Below are 20,812 nucleotides of genomic sequence, written 5' to 3'. Positions count from 1 at the left end.
CGGATTCTTACCCTGGACGTTTTACGCCCAGGGATTTTTTTATTGTCTTACTGCCCGTAATAGGCGTTCGCGCCGTGTTTACGCAGATAATGTTTGTCGAGCAATTCTGGCTGCATATCCGGTAGCTGTGGCGTGAGCTGGCGCGAAAACAGCCCCATATAGGCGCACTCCTCAAGCACCACGGCGTTATGCACGGCGTCAGCGGCGTCTTTCCCCCAGGCGAATGGCCCGTGTGAGTGGACTAATACCGCCGGGATTTGCATTGGGTTCAGACCGCGTTCTTCAAAGGTTTTGATGATTACCTCGCCCGTCTGGTATTCGTATTCCCCTTTAATTTCCTCCACGGTCATCAGCCGGGTACAGGGGATTGCGCCATAGAAATAGTCGGCATGCGTGGTGCCCCAGGCGGGCAGGTCAAGACCCGCCTGTGACCAGATCGTTGCATGGCGGGAATGGGTATGCACAATTCCGCCGATCTGCGGATAACGACGATAGAGCGCCAGATGCGTCGGCGTATCGGATGAGGGCTTTTTGCTGCCTTCAACGACCTTGCCGCTGGCGATCTCCACCACCACCATATCGTCGGCGGTCATGACGTCATATTCAACGCCGGAAGGTTTAATGACCATCAGTTTTCGCGTTTCATCGACGGCGCTGACGTTACCCCAGGTGAATGTCACCAGATGGTGTGCCGGAAGCGCCAGATTGGCTGCCAGCACCTCGGCTTTTAACTGCTCTAACATGTGAATCCTCCTTCCTGCATACGCGCTTCTATCCAGCGCCGCGCCTGGATAATTTCCAGCACCGGCTCTTTGGCCTTTTCCGTCCACATCTCAATCAAAAACGCGCCACGGTAGTTCAGCTCATGCAGCGTTTTGAAGATGCCTACAAAATCCACGCACCCTTCACCGAACGGCACGTCGCGGAACTGACCGGGGCTGTTCTCTGTCACCGGCTGCGTGTCTTTCAGGTGGATGGCGGCGATGCGGTCAATACCGAGCTTCAGCTCAGCGGCGACGTCGTTGCCCCAGGCGCTGAGATTGCCGACATCCGGGTAAACGCTAAACCACGGCGAGGCGAGCAGCGCGTCCCATTTTTTCCATTTGCTGATGGAGTTCATAAAGGCGGTGTCCATGATCTCCACCGCCAGCATCACCTGCGCCGCTGCGGCTTGCTCCACCGCCCACGCCAGCCCTTCGGCAAAGCGTTGTTGCGTACCTTCGTCATGTTCTTCGTAATAGACGTCATAACCCGCCAGTTGAATGGTGCGGATACCCAGATCGCGCGCCAGGTGAATCGCTTTGGTCATGATGTCGCGTGCCCGCTGGCGTACGGCCTCATCGCGACTGCCGAAGGGAAAGCGACGATGCGCGGACAGGCACATTGACGGGATGGCCACGCCGGTTTCCAGCATGGCGGTCACCAGCGACGCCCGCTGCGTGGGGCTCCAGTCCAGGCGCGACAGGCGTTCGTCGGTCTCATCCACCGACATTTCGACAAAGTCAAAGCCGCAGCTTTTCGCCAGCACCAGGCGCTCCGGCCAACTGAGGTCTTTTGCCAGCGCTTTTTCATAGATACCTAACGGATGATTACGCATGCTGCTCTCCCCAGATGGCGTTAATTTGCGCGTGGAACCCGGCTGCAACCTGCGCCGGATGCGCCGCCCCTGCCAGCGCGCGTCCGGCGATAAATGCTTTGACGCGAATATCTTTAAACAACGGCAGATCGGCAGGCGTAATGCCGCCGGTAATCGACAGCTCCAGGCCAATATCAGAAAGCGCCTTCATCCGTGCCAGATCCGCGTCTCCCCACTGCTGTCCGCTGGCCTGCGCGTCGCGCCCACGGTGGTAAATCGCCTGGCGCACACCGGTGCGATACCACGCGCGGGCATCGTCCAGCGTCCAGTTGCCGAACAGCTCCATTTGAATTTCACCGCCGCAGGATTGCGCGACGGCATGGCCTTTCTCCACCGTGGCGAGCGGCGCCGCACAGATAATCGTCATCCAGTTGGCGCCGGCGGCAAAAGCCTGCTGCGCGAGCGTTTCGCCCGCATCGGCCACTTTCCAGTCGGCAACGATGATTTTATCCGGGCACTGGGCGCGCAGCGCTTTCACCGCGCCCAGCCCCTCGGTTAAGCAGAGGATGGTGCCAGCCTCAACGATATCGACGTGGTCCTGTAACAGGGCGACATCGTGAAGCGCCGCCTGAAGGTTGGTGTGGTCGAGCGCCAGTTGCAGTAATGGTCGGCTCATAATGCGTGCTCCTTAATGCGGGCGTGGTAGCCCTGTAATGCCTGAATCAAATCCTGGTATTGGTGGTATTTGCGCTGATAAAGACGGTGCGCGGCCATGTCGGGCATCAGCGTGCGTACCGGGTGCCGTAAGGCGTGCTGAGCCTCGCTGAAACTGCGGTATACGCCGGTGCCGACGCGGGCGGCGAGCGCGGCGCCAAAGCAGCCGGTCTCTTCAACCTGCGGCAGTTCGATGCGCAGCCCGCTGACATCCGCCAGCATCTGCATCCAGACGTCGGAGTGCGCCGGGCCGCCGGTTACGCGCAGGGTGTGAGCCTCAGTAAAGCGTTCGCGCATACGGTTGAGATGGGTCATGTGGCTGAACACCACCCCTTCGTAAATGGCCTGTAGCAGATGCGCGCGGGTATGCAGCGCCTGCATGCCGTAAAAGCCGCAGGTCATCTCCAGCCCGGCATTGCTGCCGTACAGAAACGGCAGGAAAAAGAGTTCGCCGCTCGCTTTCGGCAGACTGGCGACGGCCTGGTTGATCTCGTCAAAAGAGAGTTCGCCCCACTGGGCGGTAAACCATTCAAGATTGCCGGAGGAGGTAGGGCTGGCTTCGTGAACGATGTACTGCCCGTCGTTGACGTAGCGGCCATAGACATAAGGGTGCGCTTCGTGGTCGCGCAACCCCTCGGTGATCCCGCTGGTCACCGCCCAGGTGCCCATCACCGCGTTGAGGGTGAATTCATCTTCAATACCGGCGCAGAGCGCGGTGGAAACCACGTCAAACAGACCGCCGACGACGGGCGTGCCCGCCTTCAGACCGGTGATGGCGGCTGCCTGAGCAGTGATCTCCCCGCATATTTCGGCTGACCCCATAATGGGGGGCAGCGTATCGTCGATTTCACTGATGCCCAACCATTGGGTCAGGCGCGGGTCATACTGCCCGCTGCTCATGTTGTAGAGGTTGGACTCAGAAATGTTGCTCTCTTCGCACCCTTTTATGCCGGTTAAGCGCCAGCGCAGATAGTCATGCCCCATCATCACGCAGCCAATTTGTGCGTAACGTTGAGGGTCGTTCTCTTTAATCCAGCGCAGCAGAGAGGCGGGATGCCCGGTCCACAGCGTCTGGCGGGTAACGGGGTAAAGCTGTTCAGGAATGCCATCCTGCTGCCAGCGCTGGACAATCTTTAGCGCCCGGCGGTCGGAAGAGAGAATGGCGCTGCCCAGCGGCTGATCCTGCCTGTCGAGCAGAAACAGTCCTTTACCCTGAGCGGAGATACCGACGCCTTTAATTTGCTCGCCGGAGATGCCTGTACGCTGCAAAAGCCCGGTAATGGTGGCTGCACACTGTTGCCAGAGCTGGTGCATGTCGCGTTCGGCGTAACCCGGCAGTGGCGTTGCCGTCTGTAACGACTGCCGGTTGATCCCATGCTCATGACCTTTGGCGTCATACAAACCGGCTTTCAGATAAGTACCGCCACAATCGATGCCCAGCCAGAAGGCCTCTTTCTCTCTCATCTTTCATGTCTCATTTTTGCCGGATGGCGCCACGCTTATCCGGCCTACGGGTTTTGTAGGCCCGGTAAGCGCTGCGCCCCGGGCATGGTGTTACGCGGCGTGTTTACGCGGGCTCATTGTCTTTGCTGGTGTCGAACCCGCATCGCATTTCGCGGGCAGCAACAACGCCAGCAGCGCGGCCAGCGCCAGGGAGATTGCCAGGCAATAGACGCCCGCATCTTTGCTGTACAACGTGATCAGTACGCCAACCGCGTAGGGGCCGCAGAAGCCGCCGAGGTTGCCAAGCGCGTTGATAACGCCGCGTGCGCCGCCCGCCATCTCGGCGCTGAACAGACGTGCCGGGATCGTCCAGAAAACGCCCGCCGCCGATTGCAGGAAGAAGCCGCAGCCGACCAGCGCGGCATAGGCCAGCCAGATTTGGTTTTTCAGCGCCACCGACAGGAACATGCACAGGGCGAAGCCAATCAGCGGCAGGCAGACAAACAGTTTGCGTTTACCCGTGCGGTCGGAAAGGAAAGAGAACAGGAACATCCCGGCGATCGCGCCGACGTATGGCAAAATGGCGAGCATACCGACTTGCCCCATGCTGCTGTGGGTCAGCTCTTTGAGGATGGTTGGCAGCCAGAGGGTGTAACCGTAAATCCCGGTCTGATAGAAGAAGTTCAGGGCGATAAGTTGCCACATGGTTTTGTCGGAAAGGACCGCGCTGAGAGAGGCGTTTTTGACTTCGCTTCCGGCAATGGCTTTCTGTTCTGCGGCGAGGGTTTCCACCAGATAGTTTTTTTCCGCCCCGGAGATCCAGCGGGCTTCCTGCGGCCGGTCATAAATGGTGTACGCCCACAGCACCAGCACGACGAGAGAGAGCAGACCTTCAATAATGAACAGCCAGCGCCAGTCGAGTACGGTGATTATCCAGCCGGAGAGCGGGGCGGTGATAATCCCGGCAATCGGCACAAACATAATCACAATGGCGTTCGCACGACCGCGTTCAGCGTCCGGGAACCAGTTGCTGATCATCGTCAGTACGACGGGCAGCATACCGCCTTCCGCCACACCCAGTAAGAAACGCAGGGCAAGCAATTGATACTGGTTGGTGATTAAGCCTGTGAGGACGGAAATAACCGCCCAGGCAACCAGCGACCAGCCGATAAATTTCTTGCCGCTGCCGTGAACGGCGATTTTGCCGCCGGGAACCTGTAAGAACAGATAGCCGATGAAGAAAATCCCGCCAGCCAGACCGGCCATAGTGGCGGAAATACCTAATTCAGCATCCATTCCGCCAGGCATCGCGAAAGCAATATTCACGCGGTCCATATAAGAAATAATACAGGTAATCAGAATGGGCGGAATAATTCGCAGCCAACGCTGACGAGGTATATCTTTTTCTGTAGGGCGAGAGGTCATATTCATCTTCGTATTCTCGTAAAGTAAGTATTCTGGCGATGAAAAGTAAATTATTTAATGCCTGATGACGTTTTGCTTATCAGACCTACGCCGCCATCCGGCAACGTCTTATTATTTGGCGTTATTTAATGCCGTAATGCCGTCGCGTAATATCGCTACGCGGTGACTGACGTCTGCATTAGCGTTAATTTCCAGTAACTTAATACCCATGAATTGCAGAACGTCTGTTCCTGCGCAGGTCAGTAATTCACGGGCATGTTCTTGCGTCATCATGCTGTCAGGGCAGAAAGGCGCGAAAGGCGCATGTAAATCCTGCCATTCGCCGTATTCACCGCTTTGCGTTGTACCGGAGAACATCAGCGCGCCGAGTTTACCGGCCTGTTTTACCTGCTGCGTATGGGTCAGTGGCAGGGTGGTGTTGCGTCCTTCAATGGCGGAACGCGCCCAGTTAATGCAAACGCTGATGTCGTAGTCGGCAATCACCTCCAGCACGTTGTCCAGAGGCAGGAATCCTTTGCGCGGCGCGGCGCTGGTCATCGCGTCGCAGTGTTCCAGCACCAGGTCGCACGGCCAGTCCCAGCCAGCGATCTCTTTCACTGAACGGGCAAATGCGTCCGTTGCCTGCGCGACGTTTGGGTTATCGGCCAGCGGTGCGGCGTGCAGCTCAAGTGCGATCACTTTCCCGGCGCTTGCCGCGTTGATTGTCGTGATCTTCTGGTAAAGGTGGCGATAGTACGCCACACAGGCCTGACGCTGATCTTCATTGCTGGAGGCCAGCCCAAAGCCGCGGTTTTCACCGCGACGGCGCATGGTTTCCATAATCGCCGTCACGACGATTTGCCAGTTGCCTGGCGTATGGCGCAATAACCACGCGTCGCCGAGTGGGTGAAGATGTTCAAGGCAGGGTTGCTCCAGCCCACGAATATCAGGAGTATCGGAGAGTTGCCGCCAGAATTCCTTCTCTTCCTCTTCACTCTTTTGGTGAAATGAGGGTGCACAGGGATACGCACCGATAATATAACCGGTATTGTTCGTTTTCATGTTGTGCTCCAAAGATAACGTTTTATAAAGCGGATATTGCCACTTTAACGACGATTTTCCGTATGGGTGTCGCGACCGTTTTATTGCAGCCAGGGCGATGAACATCCTGCGGGAAAAAAATAGCGTAGCTTCCCGGAACCATTTCAAAGAAAGATTCATGTTCACTGTCGTGATAGAAAATAATATCGCGCTGTTCTAATAACGATTCGCTGATTTGGTTATTACCGGTGTCGATGGCAACCCCTATTTTTTCTTCACCCCAGGCGAGAAACTGAATATCCAGATAACGGCGATGAACTTCTGGACGGTTTTCAGCCGCAGTGTGGGTGGTTAAATCAATTATCTGGGCAAAAATATTTTTGCCGTCGATTTCCACCACCCCAGGGTCCAGCGTGCGAAAGTCGGTGGTACGTAAGAAATCGAGCGCCTTTTCAATCGCGTCTGGCAGACGACACGGATTGGGCTGTGCGATATGTCCAAATATCATGCTATGCCTCCTTACAGCGCCTGGATTTTGGCCCATACGCTGTCATCGACGGTGATGCCGTTGCGGCGATTCTCATCCCGCAGCCGGGTAAATTCGTGGCCTGGCAGACGGATTGCCACGTTCTCATCGGCGCGCTCAGCGGTGGTGACGAAATCCATAATGCGCTGGAGTTTGGCATCGCGCGTGGCGCCATCAATCAGCTTATCGACCTCAATAGCGATGAAGATCTGCGAAACGCCGTATTCGTCGCTGTTTTCCTGGGTAACTTCGGCAACGGAAGCACCGTCGGAAAGCAGGGTGGCGATCATATCCAGCACAATCGACAGACCTGACCCTTTCCAGTAGCCCATCGGCAAAATGCGGCGATTTTTTTCGATCACGCCAGGTTCTTTGGTCAAATTGCCTTCATCGTCGAACCCGCCGTCTACCGGCAGCTCACGTCCCGCCAGCCGGTTTACCTCTAACATGCCGTAGGAGAACATCGACATCGACATATCGATCATGGTGATTGGTGATGAAGGGATGGCGACGATCAGCGGGTTTGTGCCAATGCGGCACTCTTTTGACCCCCACGGCGGCATCACGGCGATAGAGTTGGTCCAGCAGATGCCGATGTAGCCTTTTTCCGCCGCCTGCCAGCCGTAGCTGCCGCCGCGCATCCAGTGGTTGGCATTGCGTAACGCCACCAGGCCGATGCCGTGGTCGGAAGCCAGTTCAATGGCGCGATCCATCATTTTTTTCGCCGTCAGATTGCCGATGGATCGCTGAGCATCCCACTGCTCGATGGCGCCAAGGCTGGTGATGCGCTGCGGTCTGGCATCAGGAATGATGTCGCCATTATCCAGTTGCTGAATGAAACGGGGAAAGCGATTCACGCCATGCGAATAGACGCCGGATTCTGTGGTACGGGCAAACATCTCTGCACAGGCGTCAGCCGTTTCCGCCGCAACGCCGCGCGCCAGCAGCACCCGATTGAACGCCTCTTTTAACTGCTCAAAAGTCACTTTCATTCCTGCTTCTCCCGTTTATTTTTGACCGCTTTTTTATCTTTAAATTTCACTATGCGAAATCTGATTTCAAATATAGCGATCAAATTTTGACAGATCAACGGGGTGGTCTATTTTTTAAAATCATCAAAATCAAATAGTTGTGTTTTTTCGGTTCAGATCGTGAACTGAAACACACTTTGCGCTACCATCAGAGCGCGACGAAAAGGGGAGCGGAAGCGATGGGCATAAAAGAGAGCGAAATGACGCAAGAAAAAGAGAGGCCAGCCGGTAGTCAGAGCCTGTTCCGTGGTTTGATGCTGATTGAGATCCTCAGTAACTACCCGAACGGATGCCCGCTGGCGCACTTGTCTGAACTGGCCGGGCTGAACAAAAGTACCGTGCATCGACTGCTACAGGGATTGCAGTCCTGCGGGTATGTCACTCCCGCGCCTGCCGCCGGAAGCTATCGTCTGACCACTAAATTTATCGCTGTCGGGCAGAAAGCCCTGTCATCGCTGAATATCATTCATGTGGCTGCGCCGCATCTTGAGACGCTGAATATCGCCACTGGCGAGACCGTCAACTTCTCCAGCCGTGAAGACGATCATGCCATCCTGATCTATAAGCTGGAGCCGACCACTGGCATGCTGCGCACCCGTGCCTATATCGGTCAGCATATGCCGCTGTATTGCTCTGCGATGGGGAAGATTTACATGGCGTTCGGCCATCCTGACTATGTGGAAACCTATTGGGAAAGCCACAAGGATCAGATCCAGCCGTTGACCCGTAACACCATTACCGGGTTGCCGGCAATGTATGACGAGCTGGCGCAAATTCGTGAAAGCGGTATGGCGATGGATCGCGAAGAGAATGAGCTGGGCGTTTCCTGCATTGCCGTGCCGGTGTTTGATATTCACCATCGGGTGCCATACGCCATCTCTATTTCGCTTTCGACGTCCCGGCTTAAGCAAATCGGCGAGAAGAATCTGCTCAAGCCCCTGCGTGACACCGCGCAGGCGATCTCGAATGAGTTGGGTTTTACCGTGCGCGATTAAGGCAGGCGCCCGGAAGATGATGGGCATCTGACAAAATTTAATCGTTTCCCTCGTCGGATCAAAGCAGCGATCGCGCCCTCTCTGGCACTCTGGGGTTTTACGCAGGTGGAGAGGGCAATGAACCGATTTATCATGGCGGATGCGGCGAAATGTATCGGCTGTCGTACCTGTGAGGTTGCCTGCGTAGTGGCGCATCAGGAGAACCAGGACTGTGCGGCGGTGTCGTCCGGGGAATTTGTCTCCCGCATCCGGGTCATTAAAGACGATGCGTTTACCACGGCGGCGGCATGTCGCCAGTGTGAAGATGCCCCCTGCGCGAACGTGTGCCCAACGCAGGCTATTCGTCGCGATCATGGGCACATCTTCGTGGAACAAGCGCGCTGTATCGGGTGTAAAAGCTGTATGCTGGCGTGCCCGTTCGGCGCGATGAACGTTGTGTCGCGAACCTCACGCGTACAGGCGATTAAATGCGATCTCTGCTGGCACCGTGAAACGGGCCCGGCATGCGTGGAGGCCTGCCCGACTGACGCGTTGCAGTGCCTTGATGTGGAAAACGTGCAGCGACAACGACTGCACGCGCAACCCGTCTGAGTGTCACCCCGGTCAGGCGATGACCGGGGGGGCTGTCAGCCTTCGCGCCAGGCGCGCTCAACCTCTTCAGCAAGAATTTTCACCCCTGCCTCAATTTTTTGCGGATCGGGAACGTAGTTCATCCGCATGCACTGATGCGTATGTGGCCAGGGTTTGTCCAGCCCCGGGAAGAAGTAGTCGCCGGGAACCATCAATACGCCGCGCGCTTTCAGACGCTGGTACAGCAATTCAGTCGAAATCGGCAAATCTTTGAACCACAGCCAGAGGAAAATAGCGCCTTCCGGTTTATGGATCAGGCAGCGATTTTCCGGTAAATACCGGCGAATGGTCGCGATTGTCTCCAGTACGCGCTGGTAGTAGAACGGTTTTATTACCGTTTCCGACAGGCGCAGCAGGTCGTTACGCTTGATCATTTCGCACATCATTGCCGGGCCAATACCGCCAGGCGACAGGCTGATAATGCCGTTCATATTGGTGATGGCGGTGATGATTTTTTCATTGGCGATAATGATGCCGCAGCGGGTGCCGGGCAGCCCCAGTTTGGAGAGGCTCATGCACAGGATGATATTCGGATTCCACAGCGGGCGTGCTTCGCTGAAAATAATGCCCGGGAAGGGAACGCCGTAGGCGTTATCGATCACCAGCGGGATGCCGTGCTGATTGGCAAGGGTATCCAGCTTCATCAGCTCTTCGTCGGTGATCACATTGCCTGTTGGGTTAGTCGGGCGCGACACGCAGATCATGCCAGTCTCTTCCCCGATGCGCAGATGTTCAAAATCAACGTGGTATTTGAACTGACCTTCCGGCAATAGCTCGATATTTGGGCGAGCGGAAACGAAAAGATCCTCTTCCAGCCCGGAATCGGCATAACCAATGTATTCCGGCGCCAGCGGGAACAGCACTTTTTTAGTCGTCCCGTCGGCGCGGCGTCCGGCGAAGAGATTAAACAAGTAGAAAAACGCGCTCTGACTGCCGTTTGTTAGTGCAATATTCTGTGGTTCGATATCCCAACCCAGATTCTCACGCAGCAGCGACGCGAGCGCTGTCAGTAGCTCCGTTTTTCCCTGCGGACCGTCATAATTACAAAGCGCATCAGTGGCTTTGCCGTTTTCCAGCATTTCGCCCAGTAGCGAATGGAAGTAATTCTGCATTTCCGGGATTTGCGCTGGATTACCCCCGCCGAGCATGATTGCGCCGGGCGTGCGTAAGCCGTCATTGAGGTCTTCCATCAGGCGGGTAATGCCTGAATGGCGGGTAAATTTGTCGCCAAAAAGTGAGAATGTCATAGCAGGTGGTCTGTCGAACTCATTATCAAAGTGGCTAACCATAGCGCTACCTATGGCAGGGTGCAAATCAGGCGTTAACGCCGTGGTTGATGCTTTATGCTGAAGATTTTTATCTGGCTGGTGTTTTGTTTTGATGAGACGTCCGGCGGATGGGCACGCCGGACGTCAGGCAGGATTAAGGGCGACCCGCCCAGATGACCATGACCTTATCGTCGTCGTGCTCGCGCACAAAACCGTACCCCTGCTTCAGCGAGAGCGTGGTTTGCTTACCGGCGCCGATGGCGGGGTGTCTGGCGCGGAACTGGCTGATTCGCTGCCAGTGGGCAACGGTGGCGGCGGATTTACCGTTGATATCCTGCCAGTTCATGTCAGAACGGGTGCCTTGCAGCGGATCGGAACCCGTCGGGCCAAAGGGACGTGCGGATTCGTCGCCATAAAAGATCTGCACGGCGCCGGGCGCCAGCAGCAGAAGCTCTGCGGCCTTATCGCCACCTTCCCGAAAGAGGCGCGTGTCGTGCGAGGAGAGATAACTCAGCACGTTGAAATCCTGTAATTTCTCTGCCATTTGCTGCCAGGTGGCGTCCATATCCGCCAGACAATCGACCGCTTTTGCCGCCTGCTCCTGGTAGTCAAAGTTGATCATCGCATCAAAGCCGTGGCGGTAATAATCACTCTGCATGACGCCGTGGCCCCAGGCTTCACCGGTCATCCAGAAAGGCGTGTCGTCCAGCGTCTTTTCCGGGTTGGCCTGTTTCCACTCGGTCAACGCCGCGCTGGCCTGGGTTTTCAACTGCTGCCAGGCAGGAAGTTCGACGTGTTTGGCGGTATCTACGCGGAACCCGTCGATGCCGTAATCACGCACCCACTGACTGAGCCAGTGGGTCAGATAATCCCGCGGCGTGTAGCCCTCAATGGCTTTTGCATGGGTATCCGGTTTGTTTTTATAGAACACCGGCAGGCCGGAAGGGGTTGTGGATTCCGTTTTAATATCGGGCAGGAAGGCCAGCGACATGGTCAAATCGTCAAAGCCTGGATTGTCATAATCGCCAATATCCGTGCGAATCCATTCTTTCCCCCACCATGCTTCCCATGCCGCTTTGTCGCTGAAGTTGATGTAGTCATTAAAGCTGTGCCAGCTTTGCCCGGCGGCGGGCTTCCAGTCGGTCCAGCGTTCGCCCAGCGTCTTTTTCAGCTCATCGCCTTGCAGATACAGCGCGCCAAACCGGAATGTCTGCATGTCCGCCAGCGTGGCGTAGCCCGTGTGGTTCATCACCACATCAAACAGAATACGGATGCCGCGCTGGTGTGCGCCATCGACTAACGCGCGAAGGTCGTCCTCGCTGCCCATATTGGCGTCCAGCGTGGTCCAGTCCTGGGTGTAATAGCCGTGGTAGGCATAATGCGGGAAATCCCCTTTCGTACCGCCGCCGACCCAGCCATGGATTTGCTCGAACGGCGCGCTGATCCACAGGGCATTCACCCCCAGGTGTTGCAGATAGTCCAGCTTGTCTGCCAGCCCGCGTAAGTCGCCGCCATGAAAAGTGCCAATCTCCTCCATGCCGTCTTTGTGGCGGCCATAGCTTTGGTCATTCGTCGGATCGCCGTTCTGGAAACGGTCTGTCAGCACAAAGTAGACCGTCGCGTTATGCCAGTTGAATGCGGCGGGCGTGTCGGTTTCCGCGCGTTCAAGCAACAAAAGCCCGTTGCTGGTCGCGCCGGGTTGCAGCGTAATCTGACCGTTCTTAACGGTAGCGGTTTGCTGGCTGTAGTAATCGCGCACGATCGCGCCTTCCGGGAAGGTGTGACTCACCTCCAGGGTCAGCGGCGAGCCGTTCCACGTCGGGCACTGGCGCACCGTGCTGGCGACGGGATCGGCGGTGCTTTTTATCGACAGCGTCAGCGTTGGCGTACCGGAGCGGGTATCAATCTCCAGCGAATAGTCGCCGTCTTTAAACAGTCGCCACTGCGGCGGCGTGCCTTCACACGGTTTGAGCGACAGCATCTGATTGAGTTTTATAGCATCAGCAGGTTGCCAGCACTGTTGGTCAATATGCAGCGTCAAAGGGTGCGTACCTTTCGTCAACGCGGCATGGCTGACAAACTTACCCGTACCTTCCGCCGTAAAGGGCGGGAATCCCTGAGATGTCCATGATGAGGCGAATACGATGCCGGGCATGAGCGCCAGCGCAAAAGCGGTAAGTTTCATTACGCTTTCCTTATTGCTGCGATTTTAGCCAGTATGCCGTTGAAAGATAGCGGATAACTCATCCCTCTGGCGTATTCCGCCAGGCTGAGGCGCGAGGGTGAGCGATCGTGCGCAGAAAATAGCCATGTTTTGCGATAACCACCACATTTTCTTCGTATTAATAGCGTTCTTCGCCATTATTGCGTGACAGGGTTTCGGAATTGGACTATTCCTTGGGGTGCTCTTGACGGTTATTTTTGATATGATTTGAGATTCATCTCTCATTTTTTTGAAAAATATAAGGCGTTGGAATGTATAAATCCGACCAGGAGACCTAATGATATTGACGCCCATACGACGATATGGGGCAATGATTCTTATGTTACTCACCGTAGTATTTTCGGGTGAGGTGCTGGCGAAGGCGCACACGACAACAACGAGTCAAAAGTCCCACGTAACCAAGACAGGTCATAAACAGGTAAGCAGTAAACAAGAGTATTCTCGCAATAGTGCAAAGAGTAGTTCACTTCCTGATTTGCGAAAATACCCTTCTGGAACACCAAGGAAAAAAGCGTTTCTCCGGACGGTTATGCCTTTTATCACCAGTCAAAATGCTGCGATTACTGCGGATCGTAACTGGCTGATTTCAAAACAGTACCAGAACCGCTGGTCGCCTTCTGAACGTACGCGTATGAAAGATATCGCAGCGCGCTACAAGGTAAAGTGGTCTGGCAACACGCGTAACATTCCGTGGAATACCTTGCTGGAACGCGTAGACATCATCCCGACCAGTATGGTGGCGACGATGGCGGCGGCGGAAAGCGGCTGGGGAACCTCTAAACTGGCGCGCAACAACAATAACCTGTTCGGCATGAAATGCGGAAAAGGGCGTTGTACCAATGCGCCGGGTAAAGTGAAAGGTTACTCGCAGTTCGGCTCGGTTAAAGAGTCGGTTAACGCGTACGTGATTAACCTGAACACGCATCCTGCTTACTCGTCTTTCCGTAAGTCTCGCGCCCAGTTGCGTAAGGCGGATCAGGAAGTTACCGCAAGCGCGATGATTCATAAGCTGAAGGGTTATTCGACGAAAGGGCAGAGCTACAACAACTATCTGTTCGCGATGTATCAGGATAACCAGCGTTTAATCGCCGCGCATATGTAATGACCCGATTTTGTAGGCCGGATAAGGCGCTTGCGCCGCCATCCGGCACAAACGCCCGGTGGCGCTTCGCTTACCGGGCCTACAAACGACCACCTGCCACCGCTACAACAACACCTCACTGTACCGATCGCGGTACTCTTTTGGCGTCGTGTCATACTCCTTTTTGAAAACAGAATAGAAATATTGCAGGGATGGGTAGCCGCACATCTGTGATATTTCGTTAATCGGCAGCGTGGTTGAAATTAACAGGCTGCGCGCTTTTTCCAGTTTTTCAGCATGAATAACGGCGTGAATGGTCTCCCCGACGTCTTCTTTAAACCGTTTCTCCAGGTTCGAGCGGGAGATACCGACCGCGTCCAGCACCTGATCGACTTTAATACCTTTGCAGGCATGGTTACGGATGAAATGCATCGCCTGTATGACGGCCGGGTCGGTCAATGAGCGGTAGTCCGTCGAGCGACGCTCAACGACGCGCACAGGCGGAACCAGAATACGTTGCAGCGGCAGCACTTCCTTATCCAGCAGGCGGTGTAGCAGTTTTGCCGCCTGATAGCCCATCTGCCTGGCTCCCTGAGCGACCGATGACAGCGCGACCCGCGACAGATAACGGGTCAGTTCTTCGTTATCAATACCGATGACGCACAGCTTTTCGGGAACCGGGATATGCAGATGCTCGCAAACTTGCAGCACATGTCTTGCCCGGGCGTCGGTAACGGCGATAATCCCGGTTTGCGGCGGCAGGGTTTGCAGCCAGTCCGCCAGCCGGTTTTGCGCGTGCTGCCAGTTTTCCGGTGCGGTTTCCAGCCCCTGATAGACCACGCCACGGTATTTTTCTTGTGCAACCAGTTGGCAGAACGCGTATTCACGCTCGGCCGCCCAGCGCTTGCCGCTGGAGGCGGGCAGGCCATAAAAGGCGAAGCGATTGATCCCTTTTTCTTTCAGGTGCAGAAAGGCGCTTTCCACCAGAGCGTAGTTATCGGTGGCGATATAATGGACGGATGGATAGTGTGCAGCAAGGTGGTAAGAACCGCCGACGCCGATAATGGGCACATCCACATCGGCAAGCGCCTGAGCAATGTCATCGTCATCGTAGTCGGCAATGACGCCATCGCCCAACCACTCTTTGATGTTATCAATTCGCGCGCGGAAGTCTTCTTCAATGAAGATATCCCATTCCGATTGCGATGCCTGTAAATATTCACCCACGCCTTCCACTACCTGACGGTCGTAGGCTTTATTTGCATTAAATAACAGTGTGATACGGTGGCGTTTCTCAAACATAGTTCTTTCCCTGCTGAATCAGTCATAAAGGACAATGCCGGTACGTGTTGACCGGCATTGAGCATGACCCCTTTTCTGGAATTCAGGAACGACGTTTAGTTGCTGAGTCCATCCATACTGCCAGTAACAAGATCGCACCTTTCACGATGTACTGCCAGAATGTGGGCACGTCCATCATACTCATTCCGTTATCAAGAGAGGCCATAATAAACGCCCCCATGACGGCGCCCGCGACGCTACCCACGCCACCCGCCAGGCTGGTTCCGCCGATCACGCAGGCGGCAATCGCGTCCAGCTCGGCAATGTTCCCGGCGGAAGGCGATCCGGCGCCGAGGCGCGAACTGAGTATCAGCCCTGCAATCGCCACCATCAGGCCGTTGATGGCGAAGACCGCCAGTTTGGTTCGCTCAACGTTAATGCCGGAGAGACGAGCGGCTTCCAGATTGCCGCCAATCGCATAAATTCTCCGGCCAAACGCCGTTCGCGTCGCCATAAACATACCGCCAAGCAGCAGGAATACCAGCAGCAGTACGGGTGTTGGAACGCCGCGATAATCGTTCAGCAGCCAGATTGCGCCCAGGACAATGACGGCGGTTAGCGCCTGGCGACCGACTACCGCAGTAGAAGCCGGGGTGCTAAGCGCCAGAGCCTGCCGACGCATACGCCCGCGCCATTGCCAGCCGATAAACGCCATTAAGCTGATGGCGCCTATTGTGAAGCCCAGACCGTTGGATAAGTAGCTCTGACCAATCTGCGACATCGCCGAGCTGGTGGGCGAGACGGTCGTACCATTCGTGATGCCAATGAGAATGCCACGGAAAGCCAGCATCCCGGCCAGGGTGACGATAAACGAAGGGACTTTCCGGTAGGCGACCCACCACCCGTTCCAGGCGCCGAGCAGTAAACCCAGCGCCAGCGTGACAACAATCGTAAGCGGCAATGGCCAGCCCAGCCAGACGTCGCAGATTGCCGCGACGCCGCCTAATAGCCCCATCATTGAGCCAACGGAGAGGTCGATTTCCGCAGAGATAATTACGAAAACCATCCCCACAGCCAGAATACCGGTGATCGCCGTCTGACGAAGCAGGTTGGAGACGTTGCGCGCGCTCAGGTATGCGCCTTCCGTGGTCCAGGTAAAGAACAGCATGATCACAATAATCGCCGCGATCATGACGAACACCTGTAGGTTCAGTGATTTTAACCCAGGAAAACCGCCCGTCAGAGGGGCTGAGAGTTTCACTTCAGACGGATTGTTTTTCGACATGATATTCGCTCCTCAATGCGGCTTCCATCACCTGTTCTTGAGTCAGGTTATGATTCACCAGGTTGGCTTTCAGTTTTCCTTCGTGCATCACCAGGATGCGATCGCTTAATCCAAGAACCTCGGGGAGTTCCGACGAGATGACGATGACAGCAATACCTTGCTGAACAAGCTGGTTAATGAGTTTGTAGATTTCATATTTCGCGCCGATATCGATTCCTCGGGTGGGTTCATCGAGGATGAGAATACGCGGGTTCAGCAGGAGACAGCGCGCCAGTATGGCCTTTTGTTGGTTCCCGCCGCTAAGGCGCCCAATCGCTAAATCAGGCGAGGATGTTTTCACTTTCAGGCGTTGCAGTGATTCCAGAATGCATTTTTGCTCTGCGGCATCGTCAAGATGGCTTATCTTCCCGGTGAACCGATCGAGCGCCGCCAGCGTGATATTTTTCCCGACGGCCATAACCGGCACAATGCCGTCGCGTTTCCTGTCTTCAGGCACCATTGCAATGCCATGAGCGATCGCTTGCTGGCAATGACGAATATCCACGGCCTGATTATCGATCATGACCTTTCCTTCCCAGCGCCCGGGCCAGACGCCGAACAGGCATTGCACTAACTCCGTGCGGCCCGCGCCGACCAGCCCTGCAATGCCGAGAATCTCGCCCCGTTTCAGCGAAAAGGAGACATCATTGACGCGTTTGATGTGACGGTTGACGGGATGCCAGGCGGTAAGGCGCTCAACGCGCAAAATCTCCTCCCCGGTGGCATGCGGTTCATTAGGATAGAGCGCCGTCAGCTCGCGACCGACCATCATGGTGATGATATCGTCTTCTTCCATTCCGGCGGCTGCGCGGGTGCCAATATGTTGGCCGTCGCGGATCACGCAGATTGTGTCCGAGATAGCTTTAACTTCATTGAGCTTGTGTGAGATATAAATACACGCAATATCATGCTGTTGCAGATCGCGAATAATTTCCAGCAGCACGGTGGTTTCTTGTTCCGTGAGGGAGGCCGTCGGCTCATCGAGAATCAGCAGCCGAACTTGTTTATTAAGCGCTTTGGCAATTTCTACCAGCTGTTGTTGCCCCAGGCCCAGGTCGCCCACGCGGGTATCCGGTGAGATAGACAAGCTGACCTGATCTAACAGCTTCTGGCAGCGTAGCGTCATCATGTCGTAATCAAGAATGCCGTTACGGGTGATTTCGCTGCCCAGGAAGATATTTTCCAGCACGGTTAAGTGTTTAACCAGCGCTAACTCCTGGTGAATAATAGCAATGCCCTTACGTTCGGTATCACGAATATGGCTGGCTTGCAGTGTTTCTCCCGCAAACAGAATTTCACCTTCATAAGAGCCATGAGGGTAAATACCGCACAGCACTTTCATTAACGTTGATTTACCCGAACCATTTTCACCGCACAATGAAACGATTTCCCCGGCATTAAGCCTGAGGCTGACGTTATCAACTGCCTTCACTGCGCCGAAGGTCTTGGTAATGTTTTTCATTTCAAGTAGATAGGGCATAACTACTCCACATAAGCCAATGCGAGAACCCGGCATGGAGGGTTTGACGCCCTCCGCTGTTGTAGAGGGCGCAACGTTTACAGATCACTCTTTTTGTGGAACCCGTCTTTAATCACGGTTTCGTCAATATTGGTTTTATTAACATCAATTGGAGTAAGCAGACGGGAAGGGACATCTTTCAGACCGTTATTCAGCGTGGCGTCGGCCTTAGGTTGTTGCCCGTTACCCAGCTCGACGGCGATCTCGGCGGCGGTATTCGCCAGTAGCGTGATGGGTTTATAAACCGTCATGGTCTGCGTGCCTGCGACAATACGTTTAATGCCCGCAAGGTCGGCATCCTGACCGGAAATAGCGACTTTTCCCGATAATCCCTGAGCGCTGAGCGCCTGAATCGCACCGCCTGCGGTTGCGTCATTGGAAGCGACAACCGCGTCAATTTTGTTATTGTTTGCGGTCAGCGCATTTTCCATAATTTTCAGCGCATTTTCAGGCAACCATCCGTCCACCCATTGATCGCCGACGACGTTAATTTTTCCTGAGTCGATATAAGGTTTTAATACTTTCATTTGCCCGGCGCGGAACAATTTTGCATTATTATCTACCGGCGAGCCGCCCATCAGGAAATAATTCCCTTCAGGCACTTTATCGACCAACGCCTGAGCCTGTAATTCGCCGACTTTTTCGTTATCAAAAGAAATATAAAAATCGATGTCGGCATCATTTATCATACGGTCGTACGCTAATACTTTTATTCCTTCTTGTTTCGCTTCTTTTACGACATTGCTTAATACTTGCCCGTTATAAGGAATAATGACCAGAACATCAACGCCACGGTTGATCATGTTTTCAATCTGCGACATTTGGGTTTCTTCATTACCATTGGCAGATTGTACAAATACTTTTGCGCCGAGGGATTCGGCCTTGCTCACGAAAATATCGCGATCTTTTTGCCAGCGTTCCAGACGTAAGTCATCGATAGCCATACCAATTTTAACTTCTTTGGCATGTCCCGTTATGCTGGTGAGCAGGAGTGAAGTGCAGACGGTGAGTAAGATGTTTTTTATCTTCATAATCGTGATGCCTTTTGTTAGAGGGAACAGCGGTAAAAGTAACAATCACAGCGTGAGACGTAGCAGATTTTTAGCAGTTAATACGCGGAAGGCAATTATAGATTTTTATCTTGCAGTTACGATTTTTGGTTTATTTCGGGAATTATGACCGAGATCGTACTTTTAATGACGCATTACGCCCGTTACATTTCGTTGTTGATGAATAACCATTTTTTGCAGACGGTTACTTTTATTTTGCGAGGCGGCGCACACTTACGAATTATCTAAATAGCAGAGTGAAATAACATAATTGAGCAATGTGAATCGAGTAACCAATATTACGCCATTACCCATCCCTCGCCGTATTACCTGATTATGGAGTTCATTATGCAGGCTTATTTTGACCAACTCGATCGTGTTCGTTATGAAGGCCCTAAAAGCACTAATCCGTTAGCTTTCCGCCATTATAATCCAGATGAAATCGTACTGGGTAAACGCATGGAAGATCATCTGCGTTTTGCGGCCTGCTACTGGCATACCTTCTGCTGGAACGGCGCGGATATGTTTGGCGTAGGCGCGTTCAACCGTCCGTGGCAACAGCCCGGCGATGCGCTGGAGCTGGCGAAGCGCAAGGCGGATGTGGCGTTTGAATTTTTCCATAAGCTGAACGTGCCTTACTACTGCTTCCACGATGTGGATGTTTCGCCGGAAGGCGCCTCGCTGAAAGAGTATAAAAACAACTTTGCGCAGATGGTCGATGTGCTGGAGTCGAAGCAAGAACAGAGCGGCGTGAAGCTGTTATGGGGCACCGCGAACTGCTTTACCAACCCGCGTTACGGCGCCGGGGCGGCGACGAACCCGGACCCGGAAGTCTTCAGTTGGGCGGCGACGCAGGTGGTGAACGCGATGAACGCCACGCACAAACTGGGCGGCGAAAACTACGTTCTGTGGGGGGGCCGTGAAGGGTATGAAACCCTGCTGAATACCGATCTGCGCCAGGAACGCGAGCAGATTGGCCGCTTTATGCAGATGGTGGTGGAGCATAAACATAAAACAGGTTTCCAGGGCACGCTGCTGATCGAGCCAAAACCGCAGGAGCCGACAAAACACCAGTATGACTACGATGTGGCAACGGTTTACGGCTTCCTCAAGCAGTTCGGCCTGGAAAAAGAGATCAAGGTGAACATTGAAGCCAACCACGCTACGCTGGCGGGCCACTCTTTCCATCATGAGATTGCGTCCGCCATTGCGCTGGGCATTTTTGGTTCTGTGGATGCCAACCGTGGCGATGCGCAGCTGGGCTGGGATACCGACCAGTTCCCGGTAAGCGTCGAAGAGAACGCGCTGGTGATGTATGAAATCCTGAAAGCGGGCGGTTTCACGACCGGCGGGCTGAACTTTGACGCGAAGGTTCGTCGCCAGAGCACCGACAAATACGATCTGTTCTATGGTCATATTGGCGCGATGGACACGATGGCGCTGTCATTAAAAGTGGCAGCGCGCATGATTGAAGATGGCGAACTGGATAAACGCGTGGCGAAACGTTATTCCGGCTGGAATAGCGAACTGGGCCAGCAAATTTTGAAAGGCCAGTTATCCCTGAGCGACGTCGCGCACTATGCTGAACAGCGTAATCTGGCGCCGGTGCATCAAAGCGGCCATCAGGAACTGCTGGAAAATCTGGTGAATCATTATCTGTTCGACAAGTAATCGCCATTGCGCCGCGTTTAGCCAACGCGGCGCAT

18 protein-coding genes are annotated in these 20,812 nt (G+C 54.6%); 4 read left to right on the top strand and 14 right to left on the bottom strand.

The genetic code is table 11. From position 1 onward, the window contains the following. Positions 1–47 precede the first annotated feature (47 nt). From araD to yiaK, 8 genes are all read right to left on the bottom strand, one after another. On the bottom strand, positions 48–743 hold the full coding sequence (araD, locus tag OGV50_RS20125) for an L-ribulose-5-phosphate 4-epimerase (RefSeq protein WP_012135722.1): 696 nt from the start codon (positions 741–743) through the stop codon (positions 48–50). Continuing rightward, positions 737–1,597, bottom strand: a complete 861-nt coding sequence (locus OGV50_RS20120) for an L-ribulose-5-phosphate 3-epimerase (protein ID WP_012135721.1) — start codon at positions 1,595–1,597, stop codon at positions 737–739. The genes araD and OGV50_RS20120 overlap by 7 nt, the downstream gene beginning before the upstream one ends. Further along, positions 1,590–2,252, bottom strand: coding sequence for a 3-keto-L-gulonate-6-phosphate decarboxylase UlaD (ulaD, locus tag OGV50_RS20115; protein ID WP_058668274.1), 663 nt, complete (start codon positions 2,250–2,252; stop codon positions 1,590–1,592). The genes OGV50_RS20120 and ulaD overlap by 8 nt, the downstream gene beginning before the upstream one ends. Beyond that, complete coding sequence (locus OGV50_RS20110; protein ID WP_071259226.1) at positions 2,249–3,754, bottom strand: FGGY-family carbohydrate kinase; 1,506 nt, start codon at positions 3,752–3,754, stop codon at positions 2,249–2,251. Before OGV50_RS20110 ends, ulaD begins: the two co-directional genes overlap by 4 nt. Before the next feature lie 90 nt (positions 3,755–3,844). Beyond that, on the bottom strand, positions 3,845–5,164 hold the full coding sequence (locus OGV50_RS20105; RefSeq protein ID WP_047460323.1) for an MFS transporter: 1,320 nt from the start codon (positions 5,162–5,164) through the stop codon (positions 3,845–3,847). A 105-nt stretch (positions 5,165–5,269) separates the two neighbouring features. Then, a complete protein-coding gene (locus OGV50_RS20100; RefSeq protein ID WP_104868035.1) occupies positions 5,270–6,199 on the bottom strand; it encodes a DUF4862 family protein in 930 nt (309 codons plus the stop codon). 22 nt (positions 6,200–6,221) lie between these two features. Beyond that, positions 6,222–6,686, bottom strand: coding sequence for a YhcH/YjgK/YiaL family protein (locus OGV50_RS20095; protein ID WP_200093286.1), 465 nt, complete (start codon positions 6,684–6,686; stop codon positions 6,222–6,224). Between the two features lie 11 nt (positions 6,687–6,697). Further along, positions 6,698–7,696: a 3-dehydro-L-gulonate 2-dehydrogenase gene (gene yiaK / locus OGV50_RS20090; protein WP_071259234.1), complete on the bottom strand. Its 999-nt coding sequence runs from the start codon at positions 7,694–7,696 to the stop codon at positions 6,698–6,700. A gap of 218 nt (positions 7,697–7,914) precedes the next feature. On the opposite strand from yiaK, the gene yiaJ reads away from it, so the two are divergent. Then, positions 7,915–8,730: an IclR family transcriptional regulator YiaJ gene (gene yiaJ, locus OGV50_RS20085; RefSeq protein WP_058668270.1), complete on the top strand. Its 816-nt coding sequence runs from the start codon at positions 7,915–7,917 to the stop codon at positions 8,728–8,730. A 117-nt stretch (positions 8,731–8,847) separates the two neighbouring features. After that, positions 8,848–9,321 carry a 4Fe-4S dicluster domain-containing protein gene (locus tag OGV50_RS20080; protein WP_012135712.1) on the top strand — a complete coding sequence of 158 codons (474 nt, stop codon included), beginning with the start codon at positions 8,848–8,850 and terminating at the stop codon, positions 9,319–9,321. A gap of 35 nt (positions 9,322–9,356) precedes the next feature. Here OGV50_RS20080 and avtA read toward each other — a convergent pair whose 3' ends face one another. Together avtA and malS are read right to left on the bottom strand one after the other, a co-directional pair. Further along, positions 9,357–10,607 carry a valine--pyruvate transaminase gene (gene avtA / locus OGV50_RS20075; protein ID WP_058668269.1) on the bottom strand — a complete coding sequence of 417 codons (1,251 nt, stop codon included), beginning with the start codon at positions 10,605–10,607 and terminating at the stop codon, positions 9,357–9,359. Positions 10,608–10,782: 175 nt separating this feature from the next. Then, positions 10,783–12,813, bottom strand: coding sequence for an alpha-amylase (gene malS, locus OGV50_RS20070; RefSeq protein ID WP_200093288.1), 2,031 nt, complete (start codon positions 12,811–12,813; stop codon positions 10,783–10,785). A 316-nt stretch (positions 12,814–13,129) separates the two neighbouring features. On the opposite strand from malS, the gene OGV50_RS20065 reads away from it, so the two are divergent. Then, positions 13,130–13,954, top strand: a complete 825-nt coding sequence (locus OGV50_RS20065; RefSeq protein ID WP_024131053.1) for a protein bax — start codon at positions 13,130–13,132, stop codon at positions 13,952–13,954. Between the two features lie 102 nt (positions 13,955–14,056). Here the strand turns inward: OGV50_RS20065 and xylR are convergent, their stop codons facing one another. The 4 genes from xylR to xylF all read right to left on the bottom strand — a co-directional run bounded on the left by xylR (position 14,057) and on the right by xylF (position 19,088). Further along, positions 14,057–15,235, bottom strand: a complete 1,179-nt coding sequence (xylR, locus tag OGV50_RS20060) for a D-xylose utilization transcriptional activator XylR (protein ID WP_012135707.1) — start codon at positions 15,233–15,235, stop codon at positions 14,057–14,059. Between the two features lie 82 nt (positions 15,236–15,317). Then, positions 15,318–16,499 (bottom strand): xylose ABC transporter permease XylH, encoded by a 1,182-nt coding sequence (xylH, locus tag OGV50_RS20055; protein WP_012135705.1) that lies wholly within the window; start codon positions 16,497–16,499, stop codon positions 15,318–15,320. Next, positions 16,477–18,018 carry a xylose ABC transporter ATP-binding protein gene (locus OGV50_RS20050; RefSeq protein WP_012135704.1) on the bottom strand — a complete coding sequence of 514 codons (1,542 nt, stop codon included), beginning with the start codon at positions 18,016–18,018 and terminating at the stop codon, positions 16,477–16,479. The genes xylH and OGV50_RS20050 overlap by 23 nt, the downstream gene beginning before the upstream one ends. A 77-nt stretch (positions 18,019–18,095) precedes the next feature. Beyond that, positions 18,096–19,088 carry a D-xylose ABC transporter substrate-binding protein gene (gene xylF, locus OGV50_RS20045; protein ID WP_012135703.1) on the bottom strand — a complete coding sequence of 331 codons (993 nt, stop codon included), beginning with the start codon at positions 19,086–19,088 and terminating at the stop codon, positions 18,096–18,098. Between the two features lie 366 nt (positions 19,089–19,454). Here xylF and xylA point away from each other — a divergent pair, with 366 nt between their 5' ends. Continuing rightward, positions 19,455–20,777 carry a xylose isomerase gene (xylA, locus tag OGV50_RS20040; RefSeq protein WP_024131052.1) on the top strand — a complete coding sequence of 441 codons (1,323 nt, stop codon included), beginning with the start codon at positions 19,455–19,457 and terminating at the stop codon, positions 20,775–20,777. Positions 20,778–20,812 lie beyond the last annotated feature (35 nt).

Origin of the sequence: Citrobacter sp. CK180 (assembly GCF_030333655.1) — a bacterium.
Lineage (GTDB): Bacteria > Pseudomonadota > Gammaproteobacteria > Enterobacterales > Enterobacteriaceae > Citrobacter_B > Citrobacter_B koseri.
This window is presented reverse-complemented; position numbering and strand designations above follow the sequence as displayed.

Coding starts and splice junctions, on each gene's coding strand:
- araD (WP_012135722.1), bottom strand. CDS start 743: ATGTTAGAGCAGTTAAAAGCCGAGGTGCTGGCAGCCAATCTGGCGCTT.
- OGV50_RS20120 (WP_012135721.1), bottom strand. CDS start 1,597: ATGCGTAATCATCCGTTAGGTATCTATGAAAAAGCGCTGGCAAAAGAC.
- ulaD (WP_058668274.1), bottom strand. CDS start 2,252: ATGAGCCGACCATTACTGCAACTGGCGCTCGACCACACCAACCTTCAG.
- OGV50_RS20110 (WP_071259226.1), bottom strand. CDS start 3,754: ATGAGAGAGAAAGAGGCCTTCTGGCTGGGCATCGATTGTGGCGGTACT.
- OGV50_RS20105 (WP_047460323.1), bottom strand. CDS start 5,164: ATGAATATGACCTCTCGCCCTACAGAAAAAGATATACCTCGTCAGCGT.
- OGV50_RS20100 (WP_104868035.1), bottom strand. CDS start 6,199: ATGAAAACGAACAATACCGGTTATATTATCGGTGCGTATCCCTGTGCA.
- OGV50_RS20095 (WP_200093286.1), bottom strand. CDS start 6,686: ATGATATTTGGACATATCGCACAGCCCAATCCGTGTCGTCTGCCAGAC.
- yiaK (WP_071259234.1), bottom strand. CDS start 7,696: ATGAAAGTGACTTTTGAGCAGTTAAAAGAGGCGTTCAATCGGGTGCTG.
- yiaJ (WP_058668270.1), top strand. CDS start 7,915: ATGGGCATAAAAGAGAGCGAAATGACGCAAGAAAAAGAGAGGCCAGCC.
- OGV50_RS20080 (WP_012135712.1), top strand. CDS start 8,848: ATGAACCGATTTATCATGGCGGATGCGGCGAAATGTATCGGCTGTCGT.
- avtA (WP_058668269.1), bottom strand. CDS start 10,607: ATGACATTCTCACTTTTTGGCGACAAATTTACCCGCCATTCAGGCATT.
- malS (WP_200093288.1), bottom strand. CDS start 12,813: ATGAAACTTACCGCTTTTGCGCTGGCGCTCATGCCCGGCATCGTATTC.
- OGV50_RS20065 (WP_024131053.1), top strand. CDS start 13,130: ATGATATTGACGCCCATACGACGATATGGGGCAATGATTCTTATGTTA.
- xylR (WP_012135707.1), bottom strand. CDS start 15,235: ATGTTTGAGAAACGCCACCGTATCACACTGTTATTTAATGCAAATAAA.
- xylH (WP_012135705.1), bottom strand. CDS start 16,499: ATGTCGAAAAACAATCCGTCTGAAGTGAAACTCTCAGCCCCTCTGACG.
- OGV50_RS20050 (WP_012135704.1), bottom strand. CDS start 18,018: ATGCCCTATCTACTTGAAATGAAAAACATTACCAAGACCTTCGGCGCA.
- xylF (WP_012135703.1), bottom strand. CDS start 19,088: ATGAAGATAAAAAACATCTTACTCACCGTCTGCACTTCACTCCTGCTC.
- xylA (WP_024131052.1), top strand. CDS start 19,455: ATGCAGGCTTATTTTGACCAACTCGATCGTGTTCGTTATGAAGGCCCT.